General features: G+C 70.5%; 24 protein-coding genes and 1 pseudogene. 8 read left to right on the forward strand and 17 right to left on the reverse strand.

Going from position 1 to position 24,739, the window contains the following annotated elements:
• Positions 1–13: 13 nt before the first annotated feature.
• Complete coding sequence (locus tag ACWCOV_RS03345) at positions 14–553, forward strand: RNA polymerase sigma factor (RefSeq protein ID WP_449827602.1); 540 nt, start codon at positions 14–16, stop codon at positions 551–553.
• A 9-nt stretch (positions 554–562) separates the two neighbouring features.
• On the opposite strand, the pseudogene ACWCOV_RS03350 reads toward ACWCOV_RS03345, so the two are convergent.
• The 6 genes and pseudogenes from ACWCOV_RS03350 to ACWCOV_RS03375 all read right to left on the reverse strand — a co-directional run.
• Positions 563–1,846, reverse strand: a pseudogene (locus ACWCOV_RS03350) (S28 family serine protease); the annotation flags it as partial.
• 43 nt (positions 1,847–1,889) lie between these two features.
• Positions 1,890–4,325 (reverse strand): aminopeptidase N, encoded by a 2,436-nt coding sequence (gene pepN / locus ACWCOV_RS03355; protein ID WP_449827603.1) that lies wholly within the window; start codon positions 4,323–4,325, stop codon positions 1,890–1,892.
• A 9-nt stretch (positions 4,326–4,334) separates the two neighbouring features.
• Positions 4,335–4,817 carry a hypothetical protein gene (locus tag ACWCOV_RS03360; protein ID WP_449827604.1) on the reverse strand — a complete coding sequence of 161 codons (483 nt, stop codon included), beginning with the start codon at positions 4,815–4,817 and terminating at the stop codon, positions 4,335–4,337.
• Between the two features lie 9 nt (positions 4,818–4,826).
• Positions 4,827–5,702, reverse strand: a complete 876-nt coding sequence (locus ACWCOV_RS03365) for a LysR family transcriptional regulator (RefSeq protein WP_449827605.1) — start codon at positions 5,700–5,702, stop codon at positions 4,827–4,829.
• A gap of 424 nt (positions 5,703–6,126) precedes the next feature.
• On the reverse strand, positions 6,127–6,594 hold the full coding sequence (locus ACWCOV_RS03370; protein ID WP_449827606.1) for a YkvA family protein: 468 nt from the start codon (positions 6,592–6,594) through the stop codon (positions 6,127–6,129).
• Between the two features lie 36 nt (positions 6,595–6,630).
• Positions 6,631–7,455, reverse strand: a complete 825-nt coding sequence (locus tag ACWCOV_RS03375; RefSeq protein WP_449827607.1) for an aldo/keto reductase — start codon at positions 7,453–7,455, stop codon at positions 6,631–6,633.
• 55 nt (positions 7,456–7,510) lie between these two features.
• Between ACWCOV_RS03375 and ACWCOV_RS03380 the strand changes: the two genes are divergently transcribed.
• Entirely contained in the window at positions 7,511–8,548 is a 1,038-nt protein-coding gene (locus tag ACWCOV_RS03380; RefSeq protein ID WP_449827608.1) for a DUF5937 family protein, read from the forward strand.
• On the opposite strand, the gene ACWCOV_RS03385 is transcribed toward ACWCOV_RS03380, so the two are convergent.
• The 5 genes from ACWCOV_RS03385 to ACWCOV_RS03405 all read right to left on the reverse strand — a co-directional run bounded on the left by ACWCOV_RS03385 (position 8,541) and on the right by ACWCOV_RS03405 (position 12,803).
• The gene (locus tag ACWCOV_RS03385; protein ID WP_449827609.1) at positions 8,541–9,473 is read right to left on the reverse strand and encodes a S1C family serine protease; all 933 of its coding nucleotides are present in this window, start codon (positions 9,471–9,473) and stop codon (positions 8,541–8,543) included. The genes ACWCOV_RS03380 and ACWCOV_RS03385 overlap by 8 nt on opposite strands.
• 18 nt (positions 9,474–9,491) lie before the next feature.
• Positions 9,492–10,430, reverse strand: a complete 939-nt coding sequence (locus ACWCOV_RS03390) for a VWA domain-containing protein (protein WP_449827610.1) — start codon at positions 10,428–10,430, stop codon at positions 9,492–9,494.
• Positions 10,427–11,371 carry a DUF58 domain-containing protein gene (locus ACWCOV_RS03395; protein ID WP_449827611.1) on the reverse strand — a complete coding sequence of 315 codons (945 nt, stop codon included), beginning with the start codon at positions 11,369–11,371 and terminating at the stop codon, positions 10,427–10,429. Before ACWCOV_RS03395 ends, ACWCOV_RS03390 begins: the two co-directional genes overlap by 4 nt.
• The gene (locus ACWCOV_RS03400) at positions 11,368–12,378 is read right to left on the reverse strand and encodes an AAA family ATPase (RefSeq protein ID WP_449827612.1); all 1,011 of its coding nucleotides are present in this window, start codon (positions 12,376–12,378) and stop codon (positions 11,368–11,370) included. Before ACWCOV_RS03400 ends, ACWCOV_RS03395 begins: the two co-directional genes overlap by 4 nt.
• A 137-nt stretch (positions 12,379–12,515) precedes the next feature.
• Positions 12,516–12,803: a hypothetical protein gene (locus ACWCOV_RS03405; protein WP_449827613.1), complete on the reverse strand. Its 288-nt coding sequence runs from the start codon at positions 12,801–12,803 to the stop codon at positions 12,516–12,518.
• A gap of 126 nt (positions 12,804–12,929) precedes the next feature.
• Here ACWCOV_RS03405 and ACWCOV_RS03410 point away from each other — a divergent pair, with 126 nt between their 5' ends.
• Both ACWCOV_RS03410 and ACWCOV_RS03415 read left to right on the forward strand, forming a co-directional pair.
• The gene (locus ACWCOV_RS03410; RefSeq protein ID WP_449827614.1) at positions 12,930–13,622 is read left to right on the forward strand and encodes a response regulator transcription factor; all 693 of its coding nucleotides are present in this window, start codon (positions 12,930–12,932) and stop codon (positions 13,620–13,622) included.
• A complete protein-coding gene (locus tag ACWCOV_RS03415; RefSeq protein ID WP_449827615.1) occupies positions 13,619–14,878 on the forward strand; it encodes a sensor histidine kinase in 1,260 nt (419 codons plus the stop codon). Before ACWCOV_RS03410 ends, ACWCOV_RS03415 begins: the two co-directional genes overlap by 4 nt.
• Before the next feature lie 22 nt (positions 14,879–14,900).
• Here ACWCOV_RS03415 and ACWCOV_RS03420 read toward each other — a convergent pair whose 3' ends face one another.
• The 5 genes from ACWCOV_RS03420 to ACWCOV_RS03440 are packed head-to-tail and all read right to left on the reverse strand — an operon-like array spanning position 14,901 to position 21,006.
• Complete coding sequence (locus ACWCOV_RS03420) at positions 14,901–16,358, reverse strand: FGGY family carbohydrate kinase (protein WP_449827616.1); 1,458 nt, start codon at positions 16,356–16,358, stop codon at positions 14,901–14,903.
• A gap of 10 nt (positions 16,359–16,368) precedes the next feature.
• Positions 16,369–17,835, reverse strand: coding sequence for a mannitol dehydrogenase family protein (locus ACWCOV_RS03425; RefSeq protein ID WP_449827617.1), 1,467 nt, complete (start codon positions 17,833–17,835; stop codon positions 16,369–16,371).
• Positions 17,832–18,677: a carbohydrate ABC transporter permease gene (locus ACWCOV_RS03430; protein WP_449827618.1), complete on the reverse strand. Its 846-nt coding sequence runs from the start codon at positions 18,675–18,677 to the stop codon at positions 17,832–17,834. The genes ACWCOV_RS03425 and ACWCOV_RS03430 overlap by 4 nt, the downstream gene beginning before the upstream one ends.
• A complete protein-coding gene (locus ACWCOV_RS03435) occupies positions 18,674–19,630 on the reverse strand; it encodes a carbohydrate ABC transporter permease (protein ID WP_449827619.1) in 957 nt (318 codons plus the stop codon). Before ACWCOV_RS03435 ends, ACWCOV_RS03430 begins: the two co-directional genes overlap by 4 nt.
• Before the next feature lie 11 nt (positions 19,631–19,641).
• Positions 19,642–21,006, reverse strand: a complete 1,365-nt coding sequence (locus ACWCOV_RS03440; RefSeq protein WP_449827620.1) for an ABC transporter substrate-binding protein — start codon at positions 21,004–21,006, stop codon at positions 19,642–19,644.
• A gap of 157 nt (positions 21,007–21,163) precedes the next feature.
• Here ACWCOV_RS03440 and ACWCOV_RS03445 point away from each other — a divergent pair, with 157 nt between their 5' ends.
• The gene (locus tag ACWCOV_RS03445; protein WP_449827621.1) at positions 21,164–22,117 is read left to right on the forward strand and encodes a sugar-binding transcriptional regulator; all 954 of its coding nucleotides are present in this window, start codon (positions 21,164–21,166) and stop codon (positions 22,115–22,117) included.
• 6 nt (positions 22,118–22,123) lie between these two features.
• The gene (locus ACWCOV_RS03450) at positions 22,124–22,909 is read left to right on the forward strand and encodes a phosphotransferase (RefSeq protein ID WP_449827622.1); all 786 of its coding nucleotides are present in this window, start codon (positions 22,124–22,126) and stop codon (positions 22,907–22,909) included.
• Here the strand turns inward: ACWCOV_RS03450 and ACWCOV_RS03455 are convergent.
• A complete protein-coding gene (locus tag ACWCOV_RS03455; protein WP_449827623.1) occupies positions 22,869–23,303 on the reverse strand; it encodes a hypothetical protein in 435 nt (144 codons plus the stop codon). The genes ACWCOV_RS03450 and ACWCOV_RS03455 overlap by 41 nt on opposite strands.
• Positions 23,304–23,349: 46 nt before the next feature.
• Between ACWCOV_RS03455 and ACWCOV_RS03460 the strand changes: the two genes are divergently transcribed.
• Together ACWCOV_RS03460 and ACWCOV_RS03465 are read left to right on the forward strand one after the other, a co-directional pair.
• A complete protein-coding gene (locus ACWCOV_RS03460) occupies positions 23,350–23,949 on the forward strand; it encodes a uridine kinase family protein (RefSeq protein ID WP_449827624.1) in 600 nt (199 codons plus the stop codon).
• A 98-nt stretch (positions 23,950–24,047) separates the two neighbouring features.
• Positions 24,048–24,707, forward strand: a complete 660-nt coding sequence (locus ACWCOV_RS03465; RefSeq protein WP_449827625.1) for a hypothetical protein — start codon at positions 24,048–24,050, stop codon at positions 24,705–24,707.
• Positions 24,708–24,739 lie beyond the last annotated feature (32 nt).

Raw genomic sequence — 24,739 nt, forward strand, 5'->3', positions numbered from 1 at the left:
ACTCTGGGGGAGCATGAACGAGGAGTTGGAGCATCTCGCGGCACGCGCCGCGAAGGGCGACCAATCAGTGGTGCCGGAACTGCTGCAGGCGATCCGGCCGCAGGTGCAGCGGCGGGTGGCCAAGTTCCTGCCGTACCACGAGGACGCCGAGGAGGCGGTCCAGGACACCCTGCTCCAGGTGGCGAACAAGATCCACACCTTCAAGGGCACCGGCAGTTTCGCGGGCTGGGTGACGATCGTGGCCACCAACCAGGCCCGGCAGACCTACCGCTCCCTCAAGCGGCGGGCGGTGGAGCAGTCCGCCGAGGTGCTGCCGGAGGCCGTCGACCCGCGCACGACCTCGGTCATCGCAGGTTCACGGCTGGACCTGCTGGAGGCCTTGGAACACCTGGAGTCCAGCCACCCGCAACTCGTCCAGCCGCTGGTGCTGCGCGATCTCGGCGCGCTCTCGTACGCCGAGATCGCCGACGAGCTCGACGTCCCGCTGGGCACAGTCAAGGCCCGGATCCACCAGGCCCGGAAGGCCGTCGCCGAGCGGCTCACCGTGCACTGACACACCCATCCAGGCCTGCAGGACCTTCGTCGCCTGGGTGCGCTGCGCTGTCGGCAGCCCCGCGATCGCGGCGTTGTGGTTGCCGGCCGGAACGGTGAACCAGTGCGCATCCGTCGTCCCCGGCCCCGGTTCGAACCTCTCCGCGCTCCACGGATCGTTCTCGCCGTACACGAAGATCAAACGCTCGCCTGACGACTTCAGCCACTGGTCGACATCCGCCATCGCGTTGGCGTCGTGCTCGGGCTCGATGGCGTCCGGTACGGCGGCCGGAGCGGCACCCGCTTCCCGGTAGCGCAGCAGCCCCTTCAGCCAGGTCGTCCCGGTCGCCACGTCCGGCCAGTTGAGTTGGGCAGTCGCTTGATAGAAGTACGGCGTGACGTTCGCCGTTCCCTCGTCGGAGTAGAAGGACCAGTCGGCGATCTGGTCGATGAAGTCGAACAACTGCTGGTCGGTGGCGCTTCGCCCCGGAACGAGCAGGCAACTCGCCTGGGCGTGGTACTGCCAGAACGCGAACGGCGTGTCCAGCACCGCCGCCTCGAAGGCCCGGTCGGCCGATCCGAACGTCTGCTCGTAGTGCAGGCCGAGCTTGATCAGTTTGGCGACCATCGAAGCCCGTCGGTGCAGCGCGTTCCACTGCACGCTGCGCAGGGCCTCGTTGCACTTCTGGTCGGACCCGGCCTGCTGGACGAAGGCGACGTAGGAGTCTCGGTCGTTCACCACGTCCTGCGGCGCCACATAGGCGACGGTCGCGTCCACGTCAGCTGGGTAGAAGCGCCGGTGGTAGACCGATGTCATCCCGCCCTTGCTGGCCCCGGTCGACGCCCACTTGCCGCCGTACAACGCCTTGAAGGCCTGCACGATCCGGTGGTGGTCGGTCGCGGCCTGCCAGATGTCGAGCTTGGTCCAGTCCTTGTTCGCCGGCGTCGACTTGCCGAAGAAGCGCTGCTCGACGTTGAGCTGGTTGCCGTCGACCAGCCGGGTCGGCTCGGCGGTGAAGACTCCGGCCACACCGCCGTACCCGGTCGTGTGCAGCACCGCCGGCCGGTCGAATCCCTTGTGCCACAAGGTGATCCGCTGCTCGAACTGCGCGCCGCCGGGCTGGTGCTGGTCCATCGGCTGCTTGAACCACAGCACGAAGAACGGCTTGCCGTTGATCAGCTTCCCGCTCTCGACCCGCAGCCCGGCGACAGTCTCCAGCCGCGCCCGCACCGCGGCCACCGGATCCTCTGGTACGGCGGCCGCGGTCGTGCTGATCGTGAGCCCGAGCACCGCAAAAATCCTGATCCAGCGCATCCGGTGACTCCTCGGGCTCGGGGCGACACTCTGCGTAATCAGGCTAGCCGAAGGTACGGCGGACCGCGACCGCCTTCCGGAGGTTGTCGGCGAAGTCGGCCGTCTGCCGCCGGATGCCGGGGGCAACCGTCTCGTCCGCGGCCAGCGCCTCGGCCCGGGCCAGCAACTCCGGCTCGATCACGAACTCCGGCATGATCCGCTGCGCCGCGAGCGCCACCACCATGCCGGACCGGATCTCGGCGGTTCGGTGGATGTCGGCGAAGAACCGGTCCACGTACGGCGCGGTGACCGCGGCCTGACCGGGGTGCCAGAAGCCCTCGGCCGCGGCCAGCAGCTCCTTCACGCCGATCGCCGGATCGGTCATGATCCGCGTCCAGGCGGCCTCCTTGCCGTCCGCCAGCGCCGACCGGCAGCGGGCAGCGTGGTTGACCCCTTCGGTCGAGGTGTCACGGGCCAGCTCGGCGTCGATCTCGGCGCTACCGAAGGCGTTCAGCCGCACGAGCCGCAGGACCAGGGCCCAGCGCAGATCGGCGTCGATGTCCAGGCCGGGCTGGACCTGCTTGCCGTCGAGCCACGCCTGCAGCAGCTCGGCATTGTCGCTGGTCGCGATGAAGCCGCGCACGGTCGCGAGCTGCAGGCTGCTGCCCGGCTCGGTCGTGGCAAGTTTGTTGCCCAGGGCATCGGCGACGACGGCGCGGGACTCGTCGTACGGCAGGTAGCCGCCGAGCACCCGATCCTGCAGCCAGCGCACGAGCGAGCCGACCGCGATGTCGCTGTCCTCGTGCTGGATCGCGGTCGCGAAGAGCTCGAGGGCCTGCCGCGGATCCAGCTCGGCGTTGGCGGTGGCGTCGCGGACCGAGTTCCAGATCACCGCGCGGGTGGCGCCGTCGGCGATCGCCGGCAGGACAGCCGGCAGGTTGGCCAGGCTGGTCGCGTCGAGGCGGATCTTCGCCCAGGTGTCGTCGTCGGAGTCCGGCACGACCACCTGATTGTTGAGGGCAACATCCACGGTGTCGCCGGCCAGCATGACGTCGACGGCGCCGGACGCGCCGTTCTCGTCGTACCCGCGGACACTCAGCTTGTGCGGACGGCGGGATCCCTCCGGGCTGGTGCGGTGCAGGACGACGCCGGCCGGCGTGCGCTCGACCGTGATGGTGTCCAGGCCGGAGGTCCGCAACCACTGCTCGGACCAGCTGTCCAGGTCGCGGGCACCGGCCTCGGTCAGTTTGGCGATGAACTCGTGCAGGTCGGCGTTGCCGTACTCGTGCGCCTCCAGGTGGGCGTTGACGCCCTTGAGGAACACGTCGTCACCGAGGTACTTCGCGAGCTGCTTGAGCACGGCGGCGCCCTTGGCGTACGAGATGCCGTCGAAGTCGTCCAGCGACTGCCGCGCGTCCTTCAGGCTGTCCGGCGCCACCGGGTGGGTCGAGCTGGACTGGTCGGTCTGCATCCCCCACCACTTGCGGACGAAGCCGAAGTCGGTCCAGTTGCCCCGGTGGTCGGTGGCCTGCTCGGACACCCGGTGCGCCATGTACTCGGCGAACGACTCGTTCAGCCACATGTCGTTCCACCACTTCATCGTGACCAGGTCGCCGAACCACATGTGCGCCATCTCGTGCACGACGATCCGGGCCCGGGTGCTGCGCTCGGCGTCGGTCACCTTGCTGCGGAAGACCAGGTAGTCCGCGAACGTCACGCAGCCCGGGTTCTCCATCGCGCCGAGGTTGAAGTCCGGCACGAACACCTGCCAGTACTCGCCGAACGGGTACCGCCGCCGGAACATCCGGTGGTACTCGTCGAACGCCTGCCGGGTGGTCCGGAACAGGTCCTCCGCGTCCCGTTCCAGGTGCTCCTTCAGCGACTGCCGGCAGGCGAGTCCGAGCGGGATCCCGTCGTACTCGCTCCGGATCAGGTGGTACGGCCCGGCCACGATCGTGACGAAGTACGACGACAGCGGCTCGGTCTCGGCGAGCTCCCACTCCCCTGGAGCGACCTGCGTCGCCGCGCCGTTGCCCAGCACAACCCAGTCCGCCGGCGTCTTCACCGTCACCGTGTACGGCGCCTTGAGGTCAGGCTGGTCGAAGCACGGGTAGTACCGCGGCGCCGACTCCAGCGACGACATCCCGTAGGTGTAGACCCGGCCATCGGCCGCGTCGACCGACCGCACGAGGCCCTCGCCGTCCACGGAGTACTTCAGCTCCGCAGTCACCACGAGGTCGTTCTCGGCCTGCAGACCGGTCAGCGGAAATCGGCCCTCCGCGAGCAGGCCGACGTCGAGCGCGTCGCCGTTCAGCTCGACCGCGAGCAGCCGCTCGGGCTTCACGTCCACCCAGGTCGAGTCGCTCGCCGCACCGAACCGGATCCGGCTCGTGGTGACGAACGTGTCGCCGGTCCCGGTCAGGTCGAAGTCGACGTGGTACGACCGGACTACCAGGTCTGCCGCCCGTTGCCGGGCCTCTTCAACGGTCAGCGCGCGCATGTCTGCACGCTACCCAAGCCCACCAGCCAGCTTGGCCCGCACGGCCTGCGCCCGAGCCCGGTCCCGCTCGTCGAGCGCCTCGTCCTGTGTCATCGCATCGAGCACCCCGGTCAGCCGCGCCCCCGGATCAGCCGGTACGGCGGCCGCCGCCAGCAGAGCCGTCGCCCGGACATCCGCGTCCGCGGTGCCTTCGAGCACGTCCGCGATCAACTCCGCGTCGTCGGCCTCAGCGAGACTCGTGAGGACATTGAGCGCACTGAGGTGATCGAACGCCGCCCGCATCTCCGCGTCACCCGCCACCGGCGGACGTGACAACACCTCCCGGGCAACCAGCCGCACTTCACCACCGAGCGGCTCCAGCGGATTCCCTCCCGACAACCGCGTGTACGACGCGGCCACCTGGTACATGTTCAAAGCTCTGCAGACGGTCGCGACGTTCTCGCTGTGGAGCAACGCACTGAACGCCTGCAGGGGAATGGCCTCGTCGGTCATGTCTGCACGCTAGCGGGTTGCCGCGGCGTGCAGGTGGGCCGCCAGCAGGTGGGCGGACTCGGGGGCGTTCGCCGCGTAGCAGAGCAGGTGGGCCCGGGTCGACCACGAGTCCTGCAGCGGGCAGATCTCCACGGCGGTGTTGGCGTCGACGGCCCGGCGCGGGACGATCGCCAGGCCGGCGCCCGCGGTGGCGAGGGTGATCAGGGTGTGCAGGGTGGGGACGAGGGTCCGGTAGCGCGGGGCCGGGGCGTGTGGGCCGAGGCGGTCGTCCATCCACTGGGTCAGGGGTGAGCCGCGGTCGAGGCCGACCAGGGGATGTTCGGCGACCTCGGCGTACGCGATCGAGGTGCGGCCGGACAGGACCCCGCCGGCCTGGCCGATCACGACCAGGGAGTCGTCGGCGAGCGGTTCGGTGCGGAGGCTGGTGGGCTCGTCGTCCAGGATCACGCCGAGGTCGGCCTCCCCGGAGGCGAGCAGGCGGACGCTGCGGATCGTCCGGCGTTCGCTCACGTTCACGTCGTACTCGGGATGGTCGCGCAGGAACGTGGCGAGCGCGGCGGGCACGAGCTGGTGCATCGCGGACCCGCCGGCGACCAGGCGGATCGGCGCGGTCCGGGAGACGGCGTACGACGCGACCGCGCTGTCGAGGCGGGTGGTCTGGGCGAGCACCTCGCGGGCGTGCCGGGCCAGGGTGGCGCCCGCCGGGGTGAGCCGGACGCCGCGGCGCTCGCGGATCAGCAGCGGTACGCCGGCCTGCGCCTCGAGCGCCCTGACCCGCGCGCTAGCCGAAGGCAGACTCAGGTGCATCACCCGCGCACCAGCAGTAATCGACCCCTCTGCCGCCACATGCGAGAACAGCCGGAGGTCATCCAAGTCGTACCGCACGACCCCAGCCTACGCCTCAGCCTTAGGCTGACTACGGGTATCACGCATTGTGGAGCACCAACCAACCCGTGATCCTCGAAGGGTGCTGATGCCCACGACCGTCGCCCTGCTGCCCGGCAACGCGCCCGGCGCCGGCCTGCTGCTGTTGCCGTCAGCATCATTCGAGGCCGCGGTGCCGTGGTTGCGGGGGTTCGGATGAACCGGGCTCAGCTTGCGATGGCTTACCAGGCGTGTGAAGTCGCCGATCTTGCGCGGGCGGCGGTGACGTTGGACGACCCGGGAGAGGCGGTCGCGCAGGCGGAGCTCGTGCTGGCGTCCGCCCGGCAGCTTCTCGCCGCGGCCGCGCGGCTCACCGAGTCGGCGCCGCCCGCTGATCCGTTGCAGCTCTTCGCCTACGAGCATCCCGAAGAGGCCGCGGCCGACATCACGGATTGGCTCGCTGGTGATCGCGCTCATGACGAAGGTAGAGGCCCGTCGCGGTCGACACGCTCGTGAGCAGCCACACCGCGACGCCCGCGTCGTCCGCGATCCCGAGCAGCGGCAGCAACTCCGGGAGCACGTCGATCGGCGAGATCAGGTAGACCACAGCCAGGCCCCACAGCGCCATCCGGCTGGTGGGCAACCCGGGATAGTCGCCGCGCCGCGCGGCACGCAGCAGCCGCGGCAGCGCACGAGCCCGCTCGAACACGTCCCCGACCGGCTCCGGCTCACCCCGCTCCGCCCGCCGGCGCTTCAGCCGCCGGCGCCGTACGACGCCCAGCCCGGCCACCGCGGCCCCGACGACCAGCAGGCCCACGCCGACCCCGACCGCCGGCAACCCGCCGATCTCGCCATCGCGAAACACCAGGGTCGCCAGCCCGATCAGGCCCAGCAGTCCACCGAAGAACACCATTCACCAACTGTAGAGCCGTCACCCGTTACACGCCGTTCAGCCGCTGAAGCCGTCCAGCCGGGCCAGTTGGCCGGCAGTCAGGCGCAGGCCCGCCGCCGCGACGTTCTCGGCCAGGTGGGTTTCGGAGCTCGTGCCCGGGATCGGCACCACGACCGGCGACCTGTGCAGGAGCCATGCCAGCGACAGCTGCGCGGCGGTGGCGCCGGTCTCGGCCGCGATCTGCGCCAGTGCCCGCGATGCGGCATGCTCGCCGAGCGCGATCGGGACCCAAGGGATGAAGGCGATTCCCTCGGCGGTGCAGTACTCCAGCACGGGCTCGTGCTCGCGATCCGTCAGGTTGTAGCGGTTCTGGACGCTGACGACCTCGACATGCCGCCGCGCTTCCCGTAGCTGGTCCACGGTCACCTCGGACAGGCCGACGTACCGCGCCTTGCCCTCGTCGACGAGCTGCGCCAGCGCACCGAGCTGGTCGGCGAACGGGACCGCCGGGTCGACGCGGTGCAGTTGCAGCAGGTCGATCCGCTCGACCCGCAGGCGGCGGAGGCTGAGCTCGGCCGCTTGCCTGAGGTACTCCGGCCGCCCCAACGGGATCCATTCCCGCGGCGACGGGCGGGTGTGCCCGATCTTGGTCGCGATCACCACGTCGCCGTACGGGTGCAGGGCTTCGGCGAGCAGCTCCTCGTTCGCCCCGATCCCGTACGCGTCCGCGGTGTCGATGAAGTCGACGCCCAGGTCCACTGCCCGCCGGGCGACGCGGATCGCGTCCGCCCGGTCGGCCACCGGCCGGTAGCCGGTCAGCCGCATCGCGCCGAAGCCGAGTCGATGAATGTCCAGGTCGCCGATCTTGAGTCGCATCGTCATGTCGCCAACCCTCGGACCGCCGGCCCGCCAACTGAATTGATTTAGGCTGAGCTGAATGCTGACGATCACCTTCACCGTGGCCGACCTGGCCCGGACCCGGATCGCGGTGTCGCCGCTGTGGGAGGTGGCCGCGAGCATCCGGCTGCTCAGGACCCGGCGGCCGGACCGTTTCCACGACCGCTGGGCGCGCACGGCGCGGGAGCGGATCGCGGGCGCCGACCTCGGGCTGCTGTTCGAGCTCGTCGATCCGGACGTCTGGTACATCCCGGACTTCCTCACCCCGGCGCCGCAGAGCCCGTTCTCCGACCTCGACGCGGATCTCGGCGCCCTGCGGCGCGTCCCGGCCGGACGGGTCCGTGCCGATCTCGACGTACTCGCGTATGCGCGTAGCCATCCGCTCGGCTCGCTCGCGGAGGCCCAACTCCCCCGGCGGCTACCGGCTGCCGACGAGTTCCCGTCCACGGCGGTCGCCGGTCTGTACGACGATCCGCCGGCCGGGACCACGTTGCTCGCCGAGCAGGTGCAGACGTACTGGGAGCTCGCGATCGCGCCCCACTGGGGGCGGATCCGGGCTCTGCTGGAAGACGATCTGCGCTATCGCGGCCGGCAGTTCGGGCTGGCCGGCCCGGCCGGTCTGTTCGACGACCTCGCCGAGTCGGTCCGGTGGCGCGGCGACTCGCTGCACATCAAGCACCGGCGCTTCCAGGGCGTACGGCGGCTTGCCGGTGAAGGATTGTTGCTGACGCCGTCGGCGTTTGTCTGGCCGACGGTGTACTCGAGCACGATCCCGCCGTGGCAGCCGACGCTCACCTACCCGGCTCGTGGAGTCGCCACGCTCTGGGACGACTCGATGCGCCCGACGCCGGCCGGCGTGGCCGGCGTCCTGGGCCGATCCCGGGCCGAGCTGCTGAACCAGCTCGGCAGCCCGAGATCGACGACAGAATTGGCCGCGCGGACCGGCCTGACGCCCGGCGGCGCCTCCCAGCACCTGAGCGCCTTACGCGCGGCCGGGCTGGTCACCTCGCACCGCTCGGGACGCCTCGTTCTCTACGCCCGAACAGCACTTGCCGAGGCCCTTCTCCAGGTCAGTTGATCAGCCCTTCGACGATGGTCTTCATCCGGTCCACCGGGATCGCGAAGCCGATGCCGATGTTGCCGGAGCGGGATGACGTGCCGAGGGTGGCGATGGCGGTGTTGACGCCGACGACCTGGCCGGCCGCGTTGACCAGGGGGCCGCCGGAGTTGCCCGGGTTGATCGCGGCGTCGGTCTGGATCGCCGACTGGCGGGTGTTGTTGTCGCCGAACCGCGCCTGCCGGTCGACCGCGCTGACGATCCCCGCGGTCACCGTCCCTTCCAGCCCGAGCGGTGAGCCGACGGCCAGCACCGGGTCGCCGACCCGCAGCTGTGCGGACCGGCCGAGCGTGAGCGCGCGCAGTCCCTCGGCGTCGGCGGTCGAGACCTGGAGTACGGCGAGGTCGTTGCCCTCGTCCGACCCGATGATCTCGGCGTCGACCCGGCGCCCGTTCGACAGCACCAGCGAGACATCGCTCGCTCCTTCCACCACGTGTGCGTTGGTCACCACGTGACCCTGCTGGTCGATCGCAAACCCGGACCCGGTCGCCCGGCCGGCCCGCACCGACACCACACCCGGCAGCACGCTCGCGGCTGCCGCGGTGATCGAGCCCTGCGCGGCCGCGGGAGGCGCGGCCGCCTGGGGCAGTTCGACCGCCGCGGTCTCGGGATCACGTGATCCCGTCACCGCGCCGGCCAGCCCGCCGGCCACGATCGACAGCGCGAGGCTGGCGACCACGACCCGTCCGCGGCGGGCCGCCGTACGAGGGGGTTGGACCGTCACCCCGGCCTGAGGTGCCGCGGCCGGAGAGGGGGGAGCCGACCCAGCGGAAGCCGGGGTGACGGAGAAGGGGTACGGCGGCTCCGCCGCAGGCAGCGGCTCCGCAGGGGGTGGACCGGGCGCGTAGTGCGGGCCGCGGAACGGTTGACCGAGATGAGGGCTCATCGATGGCTCCTTCACTGCTCAGGGCAGGCGGGAGAACCAGAGCAGCGAGGCCAGCGCGGCAAGCAGCGCCGCGACGAGGGCGATTCCCGCCACCAGGTTGGTGATCTCGCGTGGTTCGGTGGTCCAGCCGATCGACGACTGCAGGTCGGAGTAGACGTCGCGCAGTTGCTCGTCGCTCTCGGCCTCGTAGAAGTCGCCGCTGGTCGCCTCGGCGAGGCCTTGCAACGCCTCGCTGTCGGCGGGGACCGGGATGTTCCGGCCTTCGAGGTTCACGGTGCCTTCGGGGGTTCCGTACGCGATCGTCGACACCGGCACACCGGCCTGGACCGCCGCCTCGGCGGCTTCGTCGATCGGGCGTCCGGAGGTGTTGCCGCCGTCGGACAGCAGCACGATCCGGCTCGGCGGCGGGTCGTCCGGGTCGATCGTGCGGACCGCTTGCAGGCTGGTCAGCACGGCCTCACCGATCGCGGTGCTGTCGGTCAGCGTCAGGCTGTTGATCGCGTCCACGGTCGCCTGGTGGTTGGTGCTCGGCGGCGCGACCACGGTCGCGGTCCGGGCGAACGAGACCAGGCCGACGTTGAACTTCTCCGGCAGTTCCTCGACGAACTGGACCGCGGCCTGCTTGGCCACCTCGAACCGGTTCGGCGCGACGTCGGTCGCGGCCATCGAGTTGGAGACGTCCATCGCGACCAGCACGGTGGCGCGTTCCCGCGGCACCCGGATGTCGGCGACCGGCCGGGCGATCGCGATCGTCAGCACGGTCAGCGCGGCCAGGAACGCCACGGCCGGCGCGTGCCGCCGCCAGCCGGGCCGCGTCGGCGCGACCTTCTCCAGCATCGGCAGGGTCGCGAACCGGACGGCGTACTTGCTGCGGCGCCGCTGGGCGACCAGGTAGGCAGCGACCAGCGCCACCACCAGGCCGAGCAGCAGAAGCCACAGCGGTTGCTCGAATCTCATCGGATTCCGGTCCTTCCCATCGGGTTCCGGCGGACGCTCGCCCGGCGGCGGGCGGTGGCGAACGCCGCCACGTCGCGGACCCAGTCGGTGTCGGTGCGCAGCACGAGGTGCGCGGCACCGGCGGCCCGGAGGTCGCGAGCGGTCTGTTCACGTTTGGCTGTCATCACGTCGGCGTACTTGCGCCGCAGTCTCTTGCTGGCGGTCTGCACCTCACGGCGGCGGCCGGTCTCCGGGTCGACCAGCGTGAGCAGGCCGACCTCGGGGAGCTCGAGCTCGCGCGGGTCGAGCACCTCGACGGCGATCACCTCGTGCCGCGCGGCCAGCCGGCGCAGTGGGTCCGCCCAGGTGTCGTCGTGGAAGTCCGAGACGACCACCCGCAGCCCGGGCCGGGGATGCTCGCGGTTGAACCGGGTGATCGCCGCGCCCAGGTCGACCGCGGGATGTTCACCGGGCGTTGCCCTAGGCAACGACAACAGCGTGCGCAGGGTACGGCGCAGTGCTGCCGCGCCGCCGACGTCGGGGATCCGGGACAGGTGGTCACCGACGGCGACGCGGACACCCAGCCGGTTGCCGGGCCGGTCGGCGAGCAGGCCGACCGCCCCGACCACGGCGATGGCGAGATCGCGCTTCTCGCTGAGCGCGGTGCCGAAGTCCATGCTGGCCGATGCGTCGAGCAACGCCCAGGTCTCCAGCTCCCGCTCGGCCAGCGGCGACCGGACGTGCGGTTCGAGCGAGCGAGCCGTGACGTTCCAGTCCATCCGGCGGACGTCGTCCTGGCCGGCCTGGTACGGCCGCGCCTCGTTCGGCTCGCTGCCCGGCCCGCTCCGCAGCCCGGTGATCTCGCCGTGCAGGAACCCTTCCAGCTTCCGCTTGACCGAGAGCTCCAGCGTCCGCAACGCCCGCTCCCGGCCCTTGAGCAGGTCCGGGCCCGGTTCATTCATGCTGCAGACCCCTGGGCGCCGTCCGCGGGGACGACGTGTGGTTGCTCGACGGCGTGCAGGATGCGGGAGATCACGGCCCGCGGGTCGACACCGTCGGCGAGAGCGTCGAAGGTGAGGACCAGACGATGCGCCATGACGTCGAGGGCGACGTCGTACACATCGGCCGGCAGGACGTAGTCCCGGCCGCGCAGCAACGCCAGCGCCCGCCCGGCGGCGACCAGGCCGAGCGTGGCCCGCGGGCTCACCCCGAACTCCAGCACGCCTTGCAGGTCGTTGACCCCGTACTGCTGTGGCACCCGGGTCGCATGCACGAGGCGTACGACGTACTCCGCCACCGCGTTGTGGACGAACACGTCGTCCGTTGCCTCCTGCAACTGAGCGACCTGCTCCGGCGTGAGCACGGCGTTCGCGTGCGGCCGGTGCGCGCTCATCCGCTGCAGGATGGTGAGCTCCTCGAGCGGGGTCGGGTAGTCCACCGTGATCTTCAGCAGGAACCGGTCCCGCTGCGCCTCGGGCAGCGCGTACACGCCGTCGGACTCGATCGGGTTCTGGGTCGCCAGCACCAGGAACGGCTCCGGCAACTTGTAGCTCCGGCCGCCGATGCTGACCTGGTTCTCGGCCATTGCCTCGAGCAACGCCGACTGCACCTTGGCGGGCGCGCGGTTGATCTCGTCGGCCAGCACGAGGTTGGCGAACACCGGGCCGAGCTCGGTGTCGAAACCCTCCGCCGACGGGCGCCAGATCCGGGTGCCCATGATGTCGCCCGGCACCAGGTCCGGGGTGAACTGCAGCCGGGAGAACTGCCCGCCGATGACCTCGGCCAGCGTCCGCACCGCCAGCGTCTTCGCGACACCCGGCACACCCTCCAGCAAGCAGTGCCCGCGAGCCAGCAGCCCGACCAGCATCCGCTCCACCAACTGGTCCTGCCCCACCACAACCCGCTTCACCTCGAACAACGCATGCTCGAGCAAAGCCGCCGGGACACCACCCTCAGTACGCCTCTCCACACCTACCTCCACGTGATCTCTTCCGCCGGCCTCCAGCCGGCCCGGCCGGCTGTGGCCGTCCGGCCACCTCGCCGGCGTCTGCTCCACCACTCCCCGGTCCGGGCGCCGTCCGGAACCCGGACCGTCCGGGTTCACTGTCATGCGTTCTCGGCAGCGTCCGGCTGGGTCTGCTCGGGCTGCGACGGCTGCGCCTCGCCCTGCTGCCCCTGGCCCTGGCCGTTCTTCTCCGGGCAGTCGGTGCCGTTGCGGCCGGCCGTGCCGTCGTTCGGGGTGCTCGGCGACGGGGTGGTGGCGCCGTCCTCGATGGTCACGTAGCCCTGCTCGGGCGCCGGGTCGCCGGTGGTCGCGTACGCGATCCCGCCGACCCCGAGGGCCGCCGCGGCGACCGCCGTACCGAGGATGAGCCGCTTACCTGGGACGTTCATCAAGAAACTCCTTCGGTCGATTGGCCCCCACCACATCAAAGGAGCGCGAAAACGACCGGAAAGCGGAGCGAAAGTCCACCGAAAGCGCAGGCTGGACGACCCGGCCGGTCCGGCTACCTTGGTCTCGTGCGACTACTGGTGGTGGAGGACGAGGAAGGCCTGGTCAGCGCGCTGCGCTCCGGACTCGGCCGGGCCGGCTACGCCGTGGACACGGCGACGACCGGCGCCGAGGCGATGGAGAAGCTCGCGACCACGGCGTACGACCTGGCGATCCTGGACATCACCCTGCCGGACACCAGCGGCCTGGACCTGTGCCGCGCCGTACGCCGGGGTGAGATCGAGGTGGCGTCCGGCCGCGAGCTGCGGGTGCTGATGCTGACCGCGCGCGCCTCGCTGGCCGACCGGGTCCGCGGGCTCGACGAGGGCGCGGACGACTACCTGACCAAGCCGTTCGCGCTGGTCGAGCTGCTCGCCCGGATCCGCGCCCTGCTGCGCCGCGACGTCACCAACGGGACCACCCAGCTGCACGTCGGCGACCTGGTGCTCGACTCGTCCCGCCATCTCGCCACCCGGTCCGGCCGCGAGCTCCCGCTGACCCTGAAGGAGTTCGGCGTCCTGCGGTACCTGATGTCGCGCCCCGGTCACGTCGTCTCGGCCGAGGAGCTCCTCGAGCACGTCTGGGACGAGAACGCGGACCCGTTCACCCAGAGTGTCCGCGTCACCGTCGGCACCCTCCGCCGCAAACTCACCCAGGAGGGCGAGGAACCCGTTCTGGAAACCGTCATCGGCCGCGGCTACCGGCTTCGAGGTGAGACATGAAGTTCAAGCGCCCGCCGTGGACCCAGACGATTCGGTTCCGGCTCACGGTGACCTACTCGGCCGTGCTGATCGCGCTGTCCGCGTTGCTGCTCGGCGGGGTGTACGTCGCGCTGTCGGCGTTCCTGGATCCGAAGCCGCTGAGCCCGATCACGGTGAACAAGGTCTACAAGGACGCCAACGGCAACCTGAAGGTCAAGCCGGGGCACGTCATCGAGGCCGCGGAGATCTCGACGATCGAGTCCGCGGTGAACTACCAGACCCTGCAGACGCTGCGGAACTACTCGGCCGCCGGCATGGGCGCGCTGCTCCTGGTCAGCCTCGGCACCGGCTGGTGGTTGTCGGGGCGCGCGCTGCGTCCGGTACGGCGGATCACGACGACCGCGCAGGAGATCTCGGCCACCGACCTGACCCGCCGGATCGCGCTGGACGGACCGCGGGACGAGCTGCGGAACCTGGCCGACACCGTCGACGACATGCTCGGCCGGCTCGAGTCGGCGTTCATGTCGCAGCGGCAACTGGTCGACGACGCGTCGCACGAGCTGCGCAACCCGCTGGCGGTGATCCAGGCGAACGTGGACGCCGTGCTCGCGCACGACGACACCACGGCCGAGGACCGGGCTCAGGCGACCGCGATCGTCAGCCGGGCGATCCAGCGGATGACCCGGCTGGTCGAGGACCTGCTCGCGTCGGCCCGGCGGTCGTCACCGGCCTTCGTCGACGCGGACGTGGACCTGGCCGCCATCGCGGGCGAGGCGGCCGAGGAGTACGAGCTGCTCGCGGCCGATCGCGAGCTTCACGTCGTACGGCGCCTGTCGCCCGGACCGATCGCGGCCGGGGACGCGTCGGCGCTGCGGCGGGCGGTGGACAACCTGCTCTCCAACGCCGTCCGGCTCGCTCGTGGTGGGAGTGAGTTGGTGCTGGCCGTCGGGAGCCGCAGCGGCTGGGCGTGGATCGCCGTACGCGACGAAGGTCCCGGGATCGCGGCCGAGGACGCCGACCGCGTCTTCGACCGGTTCTTCCGCTCCGGTCAACGCCAGCACCCGGCGACGGTCCCGTCGACGGGCCAACGCCGTACCGGCCTCGGCCTGGCCATCGTCCGCCAGATCGCCGAGTCCCACGGCGGCACCGTCGCCCTGCACTCCGAGGTCGGCGTAGGCAGCACCTTCATCCTCTGGCTGCCCGAACGCTCCCTCACCAACACCACCCGCCGAACCCCCGTCCCACCCGACGAAGACCCCCTCGGCCCCCGCCTCTGATCACTCGCCCGACTGCCGGCTCCTAGCGGTTGTAGGGCTTGGCGAGGACGGGGTGGGTGTTGGTGAGGACGTGGGTGTAGAGGGAGCGGATCTTGGTGGCTTCGGCGTCGGTGAGGGTGGCGGGCTCGGGTTTGCCGGCTGGGACTTGCCAGGTGGGTGGTGTGTCGGCGCCGGTGAGGGCCCAGGCTGCTTGGCGGGCGGCGCCCAGGGCTACGTACTCGGCTGGTTCGGGGAGGATCACCTCGGCGCCCAGGAGGGCCGGGGCCAGGGCCTGGACGGCACGGGAGCGGGCGGCGCCGCCCAGCAGCAGGATGCGGCGGACCGGGAGGCCCTGGGCGCGGAGGGCGTCGACCGCGTCGGCCAGACCGCAGAGCAGGCCTTCGACCGCGGCGCGTGCCATCGTGGCGGGCTTGGCGGTGGCGCGGGTGAGGCCGTAGATCAGGCCGGTCGAGTGCGGGAGGTCCGGCGTACGCTCGCCGTCCAGGTACGGCAGCAGCACCAGACCGTCGCTGCCGGACGACGTGAGCGCGGCGTCGTTGAACGCCTCGAGGTCCATCCCGAGCAGCTCAGCCGTGGCGGACAGGACGCGGGCGGCGTTCAGCGTGCAGACCAGCGGCAGGTAGCCGCCGGTGGCGTCGGCGAACCCGGCGACCAGCCCGCTCGGGTCCGCAGTCGGGTCGGCCGACCGGGCAAACGCCGTACCGCTCGTGCCCAGCGAGACGGCGACATCGCCCGGCTGGAGGTCCAGCCCGAGCGCGGCCGCCATGTTGTCACCAGTGCCCGCCGCCAGCGCGGCACCCGTCGCGGTCTGGCCGACGATCTCCGCCGGTCCGGCGACCCGCGGCAGCTCCAGCGACCGCCCGAAGGCGAGCTCGACCAGGTCCGGGCGGTAGCTGTTCGTCGCCGGCGACCACCACCCGGTGCCGGACGCGTCACCGCGGTCCGTCGTGATCCCGGAGATGCCCTGCCGGTCGGCCGCCAGCCGATGCGTCATCCAGTCGTGTGGCAGGACGACCGCCGCAGCACGCTCGGCGGCCGCGCGCCGCGCCGCGTCCGCCGGAGCGGAGGCGTCGGCGTCCCGGATCCAGCGCAGCTTGGTCACGGTGAAGCTCGGCACCGGCACCGACCCGACAGCGTCAGCCCACGCACCGGGCCCACCGAGCTCAGACACCAGCTCAGCCGTCGCGTCGGCGGACGACGTGTCGTTCCACAGTACGGCGGGGTGCACCACCTCACCGGCTTCGTCGAGCAGGACCATCCCGTGCTGCTGGCCGCCGATCGAGATCGCCTCGACCCCGTCGAGCAGCCCGTCGGACGCGATCTCCCACGCCTTCCACCACTCGGCAGGGTCCACCTGCGTCCCGTCCGGATGCGGTGCGCGCCCCTCCCGCAGTACCGCACCGGTCTCGGCATCGCACACGACCACCTTGGTCGCCTGCGTGGAACAGTCCACCCCGGCAACCAGCCTCTGCTCAGTCATGGGCCCCAGACTAGAGCGCTTCGAGTGTGGCGCGGGCGCCGATCTCGTGGAGCGACTGCAGGGCGGCCTTGTACTGCGTGACGAACTGCTCGTTGGCCGCGAGGTCGCCGAAGAGGTCCGGGTCGGAGATGAACACCAGCGGGTCCTCGCGGTTGTGCTGTGCCCGCTCCACCAGCTTGTCGCGCAGCCGGTCGACCACCTCGATCGGCTGACCCTGCTCGTCGACGGCCTCGGCGTACCGGGCCCAGGACGCGACCACCAGCACGGACCGGTCGATCTCCCGCCCGGCCGCCAGCTGCTCCCGCACCACGGGCAGCAGCCACTTCGGGATCCGGTCGGAACTCTCCGCACACAGCCGCGCCAGCGTGTCCCGCACCTCCGGGTTCGCGAACCGCTCGATCAGCTGGTGCTTGTACCGGTCGAGGTCGACCCCGGGCACCGGCGGCAGGGTCGGCGTCCCTTCGACGTCCATGTAGCCGAGCAGGAAGTCGACGAACAGCTTGTCCTGGCACACCTCGTGCGCGTAGCGGTAGCCGGCCAGGTACCCGAGGTAGCAGAGCGCCTGGTGGCTCGCGTTCAACAGCCGCAGCTTCATCAGCTCGTAGGGCTCGACGTCGCCGACGATCTGGACGCCGACATCCTCGTACGGCGGCCGGTCGCCGCCGAAGTCGTCCTCGAGGACCCACTGCGTGAACGGCTCGCACACCACCGGCCAGCCGTCCTCGACCCCGAACCGCTCCGCCAGCGCCTCCCGGTCGGCGTCCGCGGTGACCGGCGTGATCCGGTCCACCATGCAGTTCGGGAACCGCACCTCGGACTCGAGGAAGGCAGCAGTCTCCGGGTCCTTGAGCCGGGCGAACGACGCCAGCATCTTCCGGGCGACGTGCCCGTTGCCCGGGATGTTGTCGCACGACATCACCGTGAACGGCGGCACGCCGGCCGCCCGCCGCCGGGCCAGCGCCTCGACGATGAACCCGAACGCGCTGCCCGGGGTCGCCCCCGGCTCCAGGTCGGCGGCGAGCGCCGGGTCGGAGGTGTCCAGCTCCCCGGTCACCTGGTTGACGTGGTACCCGCCCTCGGTGATCGTCAGCGAGACGATCCGGGTCGCCGGGTCGACGAGCCGGTCGAGGACGGCGTCCGGGTCGTCGGGGGCGAACAGGTAGCCCACGATCGACCCGACCACCCGGGGCTCGAGCGTCCCGTCCGGGTGCTTGATCACCAGCGTGTACAGGTGGTCCTGGGCGGACAGGACGTCGTACATCCGCCGGTCGTGCGGGAGCACGCCGACGCCGACGATGCCCCAGTCGAGCGCCTTGCCGTCGTTCATCAGCCGGTCGAGGTACATCGCCTGGTGGGCCCGGTGGAAGCCGCCGACCCCGAAGTGCACGATGCCCGGGCGGACCGCCGTACGGTCGTAGCCCGGCACCGCCACCTCGTTGCCGAGAGCATCCAGAGCGTCCGTGGTCAGCAGGGTCACTTGACCGCCCCCAGCGACAGGCCCTGGACGAGCTTGTCCTGGGCGGCGAACCCGGCGATCAGCACCGGCAGCGACACCACGATGGACGCGGCACAGACTTTGGCGAGGAACAATCCTTGGCTGGTCACGAACCCAGTCAAGAACACCGGGGCCGTCTGCGCCACCGTGCCGGTCAGCACCCGGGCGAACAAGAGCTCGTTCCAGCTGAAGATGAAGCAGATCAGCGCCGCCGACGCGATCCCCGGCGTCACGACCGGCGCGACCACCGACCGCAGCGTGCGGGTCAGGTTGGCGCCGTCGACCGACGCCGCCTCGAGGATCTCCACCGGCACCTCGGACAGGAAGCTGCGCAGCATCCAGACCGCGATCGGCAGGTTCATCGAGGTGTAGAGGATGATCAGCAGCCAGATGTTGTCCAGGAACCCGACCGACTGGGCGAACAGGTAGATCGGCAGCAGGCCCGCCACGACCGGCAGCATCTTGGTGGACAGGAAGAAGAACAGCACGTCGGTCCACTTCCGCACCGGCCGGATCGACAGCGCGTACGCCGCCGGGAAGGCGAGCAGGATCACCAGCACCGTGGACAGGATGCTCGCGGTCAGCGAGTTGAGCAACGACGGCCAGGGCCCGGTGTCGAAGAACGATCGGTAGCCGTCCAGCGTCAACGGCGCCGCGATGTCCGGCGGGTTCTTCGCCGCGTCCTCCTCGGAGTGGAACGAGGTCAGCAGCATCCACAGCACCGGCAGCACGAACAGGATGCCCACGATCCAGGCCAGGCCGCTCAGCGCCCACCCACCACCGCGACGCCGATGTCCCTTGACCATCTGCACCTGCCCGCTCATCGTCCGGTCTCCTCTCGGAACAGCGTGGACACCGACCGCAGCGCGAGCGTCGCGATCACGATGGTGCCGATCACCACGATCACGCCGGCCGCGGAGGCCCGGCCGTAGTCGTGCGCGGTGTAGAAGGTCTGGTAGATCGTGTAGGGCAGGTTCGCCGTACCCAGGCCACCGGAGGTGATGGTGAAGACGGCGTCGAAGTTCTGCACCACGTAGATCGAGCCGAGCAGCGCGGACAGCTCCAGGTACTGGCGCAGGTGCGGCAGCGTCATGTAGCGGAAGATCTCCCACTGGTTCGCGCCGTCGATCCCGGCCGCCTCGATCACGTCCAGCGGACGGCTCTGCAGCCCGGCCAGCAGGATCAGCATCATGAACGGCGTCCACTGCCAGACCAGTGCGAAGATGATCGACCACAACGGCTGGTTGCTGATCCAGTCCGGCTGCGGCGCGTTGTCACCGAACAACCACTTCAGCACCCCGTTGAAGAGCCCGTACGTCGGGTTGTACAGCGCGTGCTTCCACAGCAGGGCAGCCGCCACCGGTACGACGAGGAACGGCGTGATCATCATCGTCCGGACCACGCCCCGGCCACGGAACTTGCGGTCCAGCAGCAACGCGATCAGCAGCCCGAGCACCAGGCTGATGAGTACGACGCCCGCGGTCAGCACGATCGTCACCCAGATCGCGCTCCGGGTGTTCGCGTCGGTCAGCACCCGGCGGAAGTTGTCCACCCCGGCGAACCCGCGCTCGTCCGGGTAGTAGGCGTTCCAGTCCATGAAGGACACCACGATGGTGACCACGAACGGCAGCTGGGTCACGATGATCATGAACACCAGCGCGGGCATCAGCGGGGCCCGGCGGGCCCAGTCGCCGGCCCGGCGCATCGCCGTGCCGTCCGAACCGGGTGGCTTCGTGGCCTGGCGACGTCCTTGGCGCGTTTCAGTGTCGACGGACATGACCCATCCCCTTACTTCGCTTCGCGCGAGCGGTAGCGCTCCGCGACGTCGTCGGCGAGCTCCTGCCCGCGTTTCAGCGCTTCGTCAACGCTCATCCGCCCGGCGATCGCCGAGCTCACGTCCTGGCTGACCTGGGTGCCGAGATCCGGGAACTCCGGGATGTCGACGAACTGGATCCCGATCGCCGGCCGCGGCTGGGTTCCCGGGTTGCGCGGATCGGCGGTCTCGATCGCCTGCCGGGTCGGCTCCGCGAACGCGCCGGCCTCCTGCAGGTACTGCTGGTTCTCGTACGTCGACGCCCGCTTGCCGGCCGGGACGCGGGACCAGCCGAGCTCCTCGCCGACGAGCTGCTCGTAGTCCTTGCCGGACGCCCAGGAGATGAACTTCCAGGCGTTGTCCTTCTTCTTGCTGGCCTCCTGGATGCCCCAGGCCCACGCGTACAGCCAGCCGGAGCTGTCCGTCTTGACGACCGGCGCGGGCGCGTAGCCCATCTTCCCCTTCACCGGGGAGTTCGGCGCCTCCAGCGATCCGGCCGCGGAGGTGGCGTCGTACCACATCGCGACGTTGCTCTGGATGGTGTTGTTCAGGCACTCGGTGAAGCCGGCCTGCGGTGCGCCGAGCTCGCCGTGCGCGCGGACCAGGTCGACGTAGAAGTTGGTCGCCTCCTTGAACTCCGGCGCGTCCACCTGCGCCTGCCAGTCCTCGGTGAACCAGGTACCGCCGAAGGTGTTCACCACCGTGGTCAGCGGCGCGAACAGCTGGCCCCAGCCGGGCTGGCCGCGCAGGCAGATCCCGCGCATCCCGGGCTGGGCGTTGTCCACCTTGGCCGCGATGTCCGCGACCTCCTGCCAGGTCGGCTTGGCCGGCATCGTCAGGCCCTTCGAGGCCAGCACGTCCTTGCGGTACATCAGGAACGACGACTCGCCGTAGAACGGCTCGCCGTAGATCTTGCCGTCCTCACCGGACAGCGACTCGGTCATCGGCTTCAGCACGTCGTCCTGGTCGAAGGAGGGGTCGTTGTCGATGTAGTCCGAGAGCGGCGCGATCCACTTGCTGGTCGCGTAGATCGGGATCTCGAAGTTGCTCAGCGAGGCCACGTCGTACTGGCCGGCCTGGCTGGAGAACTCCTGGCTGATCTTGTCCCGGACGTCGTTCTCCGGCAGCACCGTGAAGTTGACCTTGATCCCGGTCTCCTTGGTGAAGTGGTCGGCGGTCAGCTTCTGCAGGTCGACCATCTGCGGGTTGTTCACCATCAGCACGTTGATGCTGTCGGCCCCGCCGCCGCCCGCACCGCCGCCCCACCCGGCACAGCCGCTGACCACACTCACCAGGAATGCGACCGCGACCGCCCCGAGGCGTTTCCGCTGTCCCAGCACGAGCTGCTCCTTCGCTGTCAAAAGGGGTTCGCTCATTTGAGCAGGGGTCTGCTCACTCCAGAAGTGAACCGGGAAGGCCCTTGACCTGTCAAGAGTCTGTGCAACACTAGGGCGCAGGCCTGCTCATATGAGCGGAGCGGAGAGGCGGGGAGGCTTCATGGAGTCGAGCACCTTCGGCCCGGCACAGCTGGTGCTGACGGCGTCGATCGCGCGCCGGTACTACGTCGACGGGCGGTCGAAGGTGGAGATCGCCGACGAGTTCCGGCTGAGCCGGTTCAAGGTCGCCCGGCTGCTGGACCAGGCGCGCAACAGCGGCCTGGTGCGGATCGAGATCAGCCACCCGGGCGCGATCGACATCGACCTGTCCGCCCGGCTGCAGGAGACGCTCGGCCTCCGCCGCGCGATCGTGGTCGACACCCCCGAGGAGGACCCGGCCGCACTCCGGCTCCAGCTCGGCAAGGCCGCCGCCGACCTGCTGTCCGAGATCGTCACCGCCGAGGACGTCCTGGGTCTCGCCTGGGCGCGCGCGGTCACCGCGATGACCGAGCAACTCACCACGCTCGCGCGCGTCCCCGTCGTACAACTCACCGGTGCGCTGACCCGGCCGGACGTCGAGGCGAACTCCGTCGAGCTCGTGCGGCACACGGCCCGGCTGTCCGGCGGACCGGCGTACCTCTTCTACGCCCCGCTCGTCGTGCCGGACGCCGCCACGGCGCGGGCGTTGCGGCAGCAGCCGGAGGTGGCCGAGGCGATCAGCCACTTCGACTCGGTGACCAAGGCCGTGGTCGGGCTCGGGTCCTGGGCGGCCGGCCAGTCGACCCTGTACGACGCGATGGACGAGAAGGCCTGTGACCAGTTGCTGAAGCGCGGCGTGGTGGCGGACATCTCCGGGGTGTTCGTGGACGCGGACGGGCAGCCGGTGCACAGCCGGGTGACCGACCGGGTGGTCGCGATCAACGCCGAGCAGATGGACGCGATCGACGAGGTGATCGCGATCCCGTACGGCCTGGCGAAGGTCGACGCCGTCCGGGCCGCGGTCCGCAGCGGGCTGGTGAACGGGATCGTTACCCACTCACCCCTGGCGAAGGCGCTGCTGGACGAGACACACTGACGCCCGATGTCCGAGGTCGAGACACTGCTGCTCGGCGGTACCGCCAACCGTGGGCTCGTGGTGCGCGTCGGCGACACCGTACGGCGGCCCCTGCGCGCGAGCAGCACCGCCACGCACGCCCTCCTCGAGCACCTGGAGAGCGTGGGCTTCACCGGTGCGCCGACCTTCCTGGGGGTCGACTCCCAGCAACGCGAGGTGCTGTCCTACCTGCCGGGTGAGACGGTGACTCAGCCGTACCCGGCCTGGTCGATGACCGACACGGCGCTCGACAGCGTCGCCCGGCTGCTCCGCGAGTACCACCAGGCGGTCGCGGGCTTCGACCCCACCGGGCTGGACTGGGCCGAGCCGGTGCCGGTCGAGTACGTCGAGGAGCTCGTCAGCCACAACGATCCCAACCTGGACAACGTGGTGTTCCGGGACGGGGTGGCGGTTGCCTTGATCGACTTCGACCTGGCCGGTCCCGGCTCCGCGCTGTGGGATGTCGCCACCGCCGTACGGCTGTGGGCCCCGTTGCGCCCCGAGGCCGACATCGCCGACCCGCGCCGCGGCCGCTCGTTGCTCCGGCTCCGCCGGTTCGCCGACGCGTACGGCCTCGACGAGGCGGACCGGATCCGTCTGGTGGACGCGACCGCTCGCAACCACATCTGGTGCATGGACTACGTCCGCCGCGGCGCCGAAACCGGTCACCCGTGGTTCCACCAGCGCTGGACGACCGGCGAGGCAGCCCTCACCGACCGCACCAACCACTGGTTCAAGACCCAGGCGGCCGCTCTCCGTCACGCCCTGCTCTAGCTTCGGCCACTCCGTCGTAGTACGACTCTTCCAGCCGCCGGACGAAGGGCGGCAGAAACACAGCCGGCCCGGTCACCCAGACCAACGGTCCGTCCTGGTCAGCCGGGGCGAGCATCGACACCAGCACATTCACGGCGAGCAGGACGACCAGCACGATCCAGCCGTTCCGGAAGATCCAGGGTCCGTCGTCGGCGATCAGCCCACGGCGGGTCAGCGCGCCGGCTGCCAGCAGAACGCCGGTCAGCACGACCACAGCCAGCAGGCTCGCGAACACCCAGCCATGGACGCTGTCCCAGCCGTTGTCGCGCCGGATCATGAGCGCCGCCTGCACACCCATGACGATCGCCACCAGCGCGTACGCCGCCGTACCGGCCTTCGTCAGCCTGTCGGGCATCCCCCACCCCCTCCCCGGTGAGCGGACCATACCCCAGAATGGCCCGGTGAGTGCGCGTGTGGTGTTGCTGGCGGGGCCTTCGGGGACGGGGAAGTCGCACCTGGCCGAGTTGGTCGGGCTGCCCGTCGTCCGCCTGGACGACTTCTACCGCGACGGCGACGACGAGGCGATGCCGCGCTCACCGCTCGGGATCGTGGACTGGGACGACCCGCGGTCCTGGGACGGCGACCGGGCCGTCGCCGCGCTGGAGACGCTGTGTACGGCGGGGGTCGCGGACCTCCCGATCTACGACATCGCCGCCGACGGCACCGTCGGGCACCGGCCGGTGTCCACCGCGGGATCGCCGCTGATCATTGCCGAGGGCATCTTCGCGGACCAGATCGTCGACGCGTTGCGCGACCGCGGGCTGCTCGCCGCCGCGATCTGCGTCCGGCACCACCGCATCGTCACCTTCGTCCGCCGGTTCCAGCGCGACCTGCGCGAACACCGCAAGCCGCCGCTCACCCTGCTGCGTCGCGGTCTGCTGCTGCTCCGCGACGACCCGCAGGTGGTCCGGCGCTGTCTCGACGCGGGCTGCGAACCCCTGCATCCGAAGGCGGCCCGGCGCCGGATCGAGACGCTGCTCACGGAGGCGCGCTCCCGCTGATTCGCCGTCCGTTCGCCCGGGGTTCACCTTGGTCTGATGGCATCTGGCCCGGAGACCTTCTGATGATCTCGGGGCGAGAAGTCGGACGGAGAACAACCGTGAAGCGGACTGCGCCAGGCGTTGCCGCTGTAGTGACCGCGCTCTTGCTCGGGGTGACAGGCTGCGGGAACGACGCCGGAGCCTCGGTCGGCACGCTACAGACGCCCTCGGCAACCAAAGCCCCGGCGGCGGTGCGGGACAAGACCGCGAAGACCACGCTGGCCGGACTGGTCGTGCTGCCGCGTGGGTACGTCGCTGATCCGCGCAGCGCCGGTGGTGCGTTCACCGCGACCGCCTTCGTGGAGAACTGGTCGGCCGATCCCGCACTGGACCGGGCGCTGCTGCTGAACGCCGGGTTCGTCGAGGGCTACCGTACGAGCCTGCTGAGCCCGGACAAGAAGAAGCAGTACACGGTGCAGCTGTTCCGGGCCGCATCGCCGGCGAAGGCGAAGACGCTGCAGCAGGGTTTCTGGAGCCAGGACACGCACGAGCGGGCCTTCGGCGTGCCGAACGCGCTGAGTGACGCCCGGGTCGACTACGACGGCGGCACCGGCCAGTCCGAGGCGGTCGCCCAGGTGAGCATCACCGTGGGCGCCCTGGTCGCCGAGCTCACCGTCCGCCAGACCGGTGCCCTGGGCACCGACCCTCTCCCGGACACCGCCCTGCTCACAACCCTGGCAGCCCAGCAGCGATCCCGCCTGACCGCCACGTCCAGCTAGGACGTCACCCAGCCCGGCGGGAGCGCGGCGCT

It is taken from the genome of Kribbella sp. NPDC002412 (genome assembly GCF_053592935.1).

What these genes read in the sequence shown, in the direction of transcription:
- ACWCOV_RS03415 (WP_449827615.1), top strand. Translation starts at nt 13,619, where the DNA reads ATGAAGTTCAAGCGCCCGCCGTGGACCCAGACGATTCGGTTCCGGCTC.
- ACWCOV_RS03345 (WP_449827602.1), top strand. Translation starts at nt 14, where the DNA reads ATGAACGAGGAGTTGGAGCATCTCGCGGCACGCGCCGCGAAGGGCGAC.
- ACWCOV_RS03390 (WP_449827610.1), bottom strand. Translation starts at nt 10,430, where the DNA reads ATGAGATTCGAGCAACCGCTGTGGCTTCTGCTGCTCGGCCTGGTGGTG.
- ACWCOV_RS03420 (WP_449827616.1), bottom strand. Translation starts at nt 16,358, where the DNA reads ATGACTGAGCAGAGGCTGGTTGCCGGGGTGGACTGTTCCACGCAGGCG.
- ACWCOV_RS03395 (WP_449827611.1), bottom strand. Translation starts at nt 11,371, where the DNA reads ATGAATGAACCGGGCCCGGACCTGCTCAAGGGCCGGGAGCGGGCGTTG.
- ACWCOV_RS03360 (WP_449827604.1), bottom strand. Translation starts at nt 4,817, where the DNA reads ATGACCGACGAGGCCATTCCCCTGCAGGCGTTCAGTGCGTTGCTCCAC.
- ACWCOV_RS03405 (WP_449827613.1), bottom strand. Translation starts at nt 12,803, where the DNA reads ATGAACGTCCCAGGTAAGCGGCTCATCCTCGGTACGGCGGTCGCCGCG.
- ACWCOV_RS03445 (WP_449827621.1), top strand. Translation starts at nt 21,164, where the DNA reads ATGGAGTCGAGCACCTTCGGCCCGGCACAGCTGGTGCTGACGGCGTCG.
- pepN (WP_449827603.1), bottom strand. Translation starts at nt 4,325, where the DNA reads ATGCGCGCGCTGACCGTTGAAGAGGCCCGGCAACGGGCGGCAGACCTG.
- ACWCOV_RS03455 (WP_449827623.1), bottom strand. Translation starts at nt 23,303, where the DNA reads ATGCCCGACAGGCTGACGAAGGCCGGTACGGCGGCGTACGCGCTGGTG.
- ACWCOV_RS03375 (WP_449827607.1), bottom strand. Translation starts at nt 7,455, where the DNA reads ATGACGATGCGACTCAAGATCGGCGACCTGGACATTCATCGACTCGGC.
- ACWCOV_RS03370 (WP_449827606.1), bottom strand. Translation starts at nt 6,594, where the DNA reads ATGGTGTTCTTCGGTGGACTGCTGGGCCTGATCGGGCTGGCGACCCTG.
- ACWCOV_RS03450 (WP_449827622.1), top strand. Translation starts at nt 22,124, where the DNA reads ATGTCCGAGGTCGAGACACTGCTGCTCGGCGGTACCGCCAACCGTGGG.
- ACWCOV_RS03430 (WP_449827618.1), bottom strand. Translation starts at nt 18,677, where the DNA reads ATGAGCGGGCAGGTGCAGATGGTCAAGGGACATCGGCGTCGCGGTGGT.
- ACWCOV_RS03435 (WP_449827619.1), bottom strand. Translation starts at nt 19,630, where the DNA reads ATGTCCGTCGACACTGAAACGCGCCAAGGACGTCGCCAGGCCACGAAG.
- ACWCOV_RS03380 (WP_449827608.1), top strand. Translation starts at nt 7,511, where the DNA reads ATGCTGACGATCACCTTCACCGTGGCCGACCTGGCCCGGACCCGGATC.
- ACWCOV_RS03385 (WP_449827609.1), bottom strand. Translation starts at nt 9,473, where the DNA reads ATGAGCCCTCATCTCGGTCAACCGTTCCGCGGCCCGCACTACGCGCCC.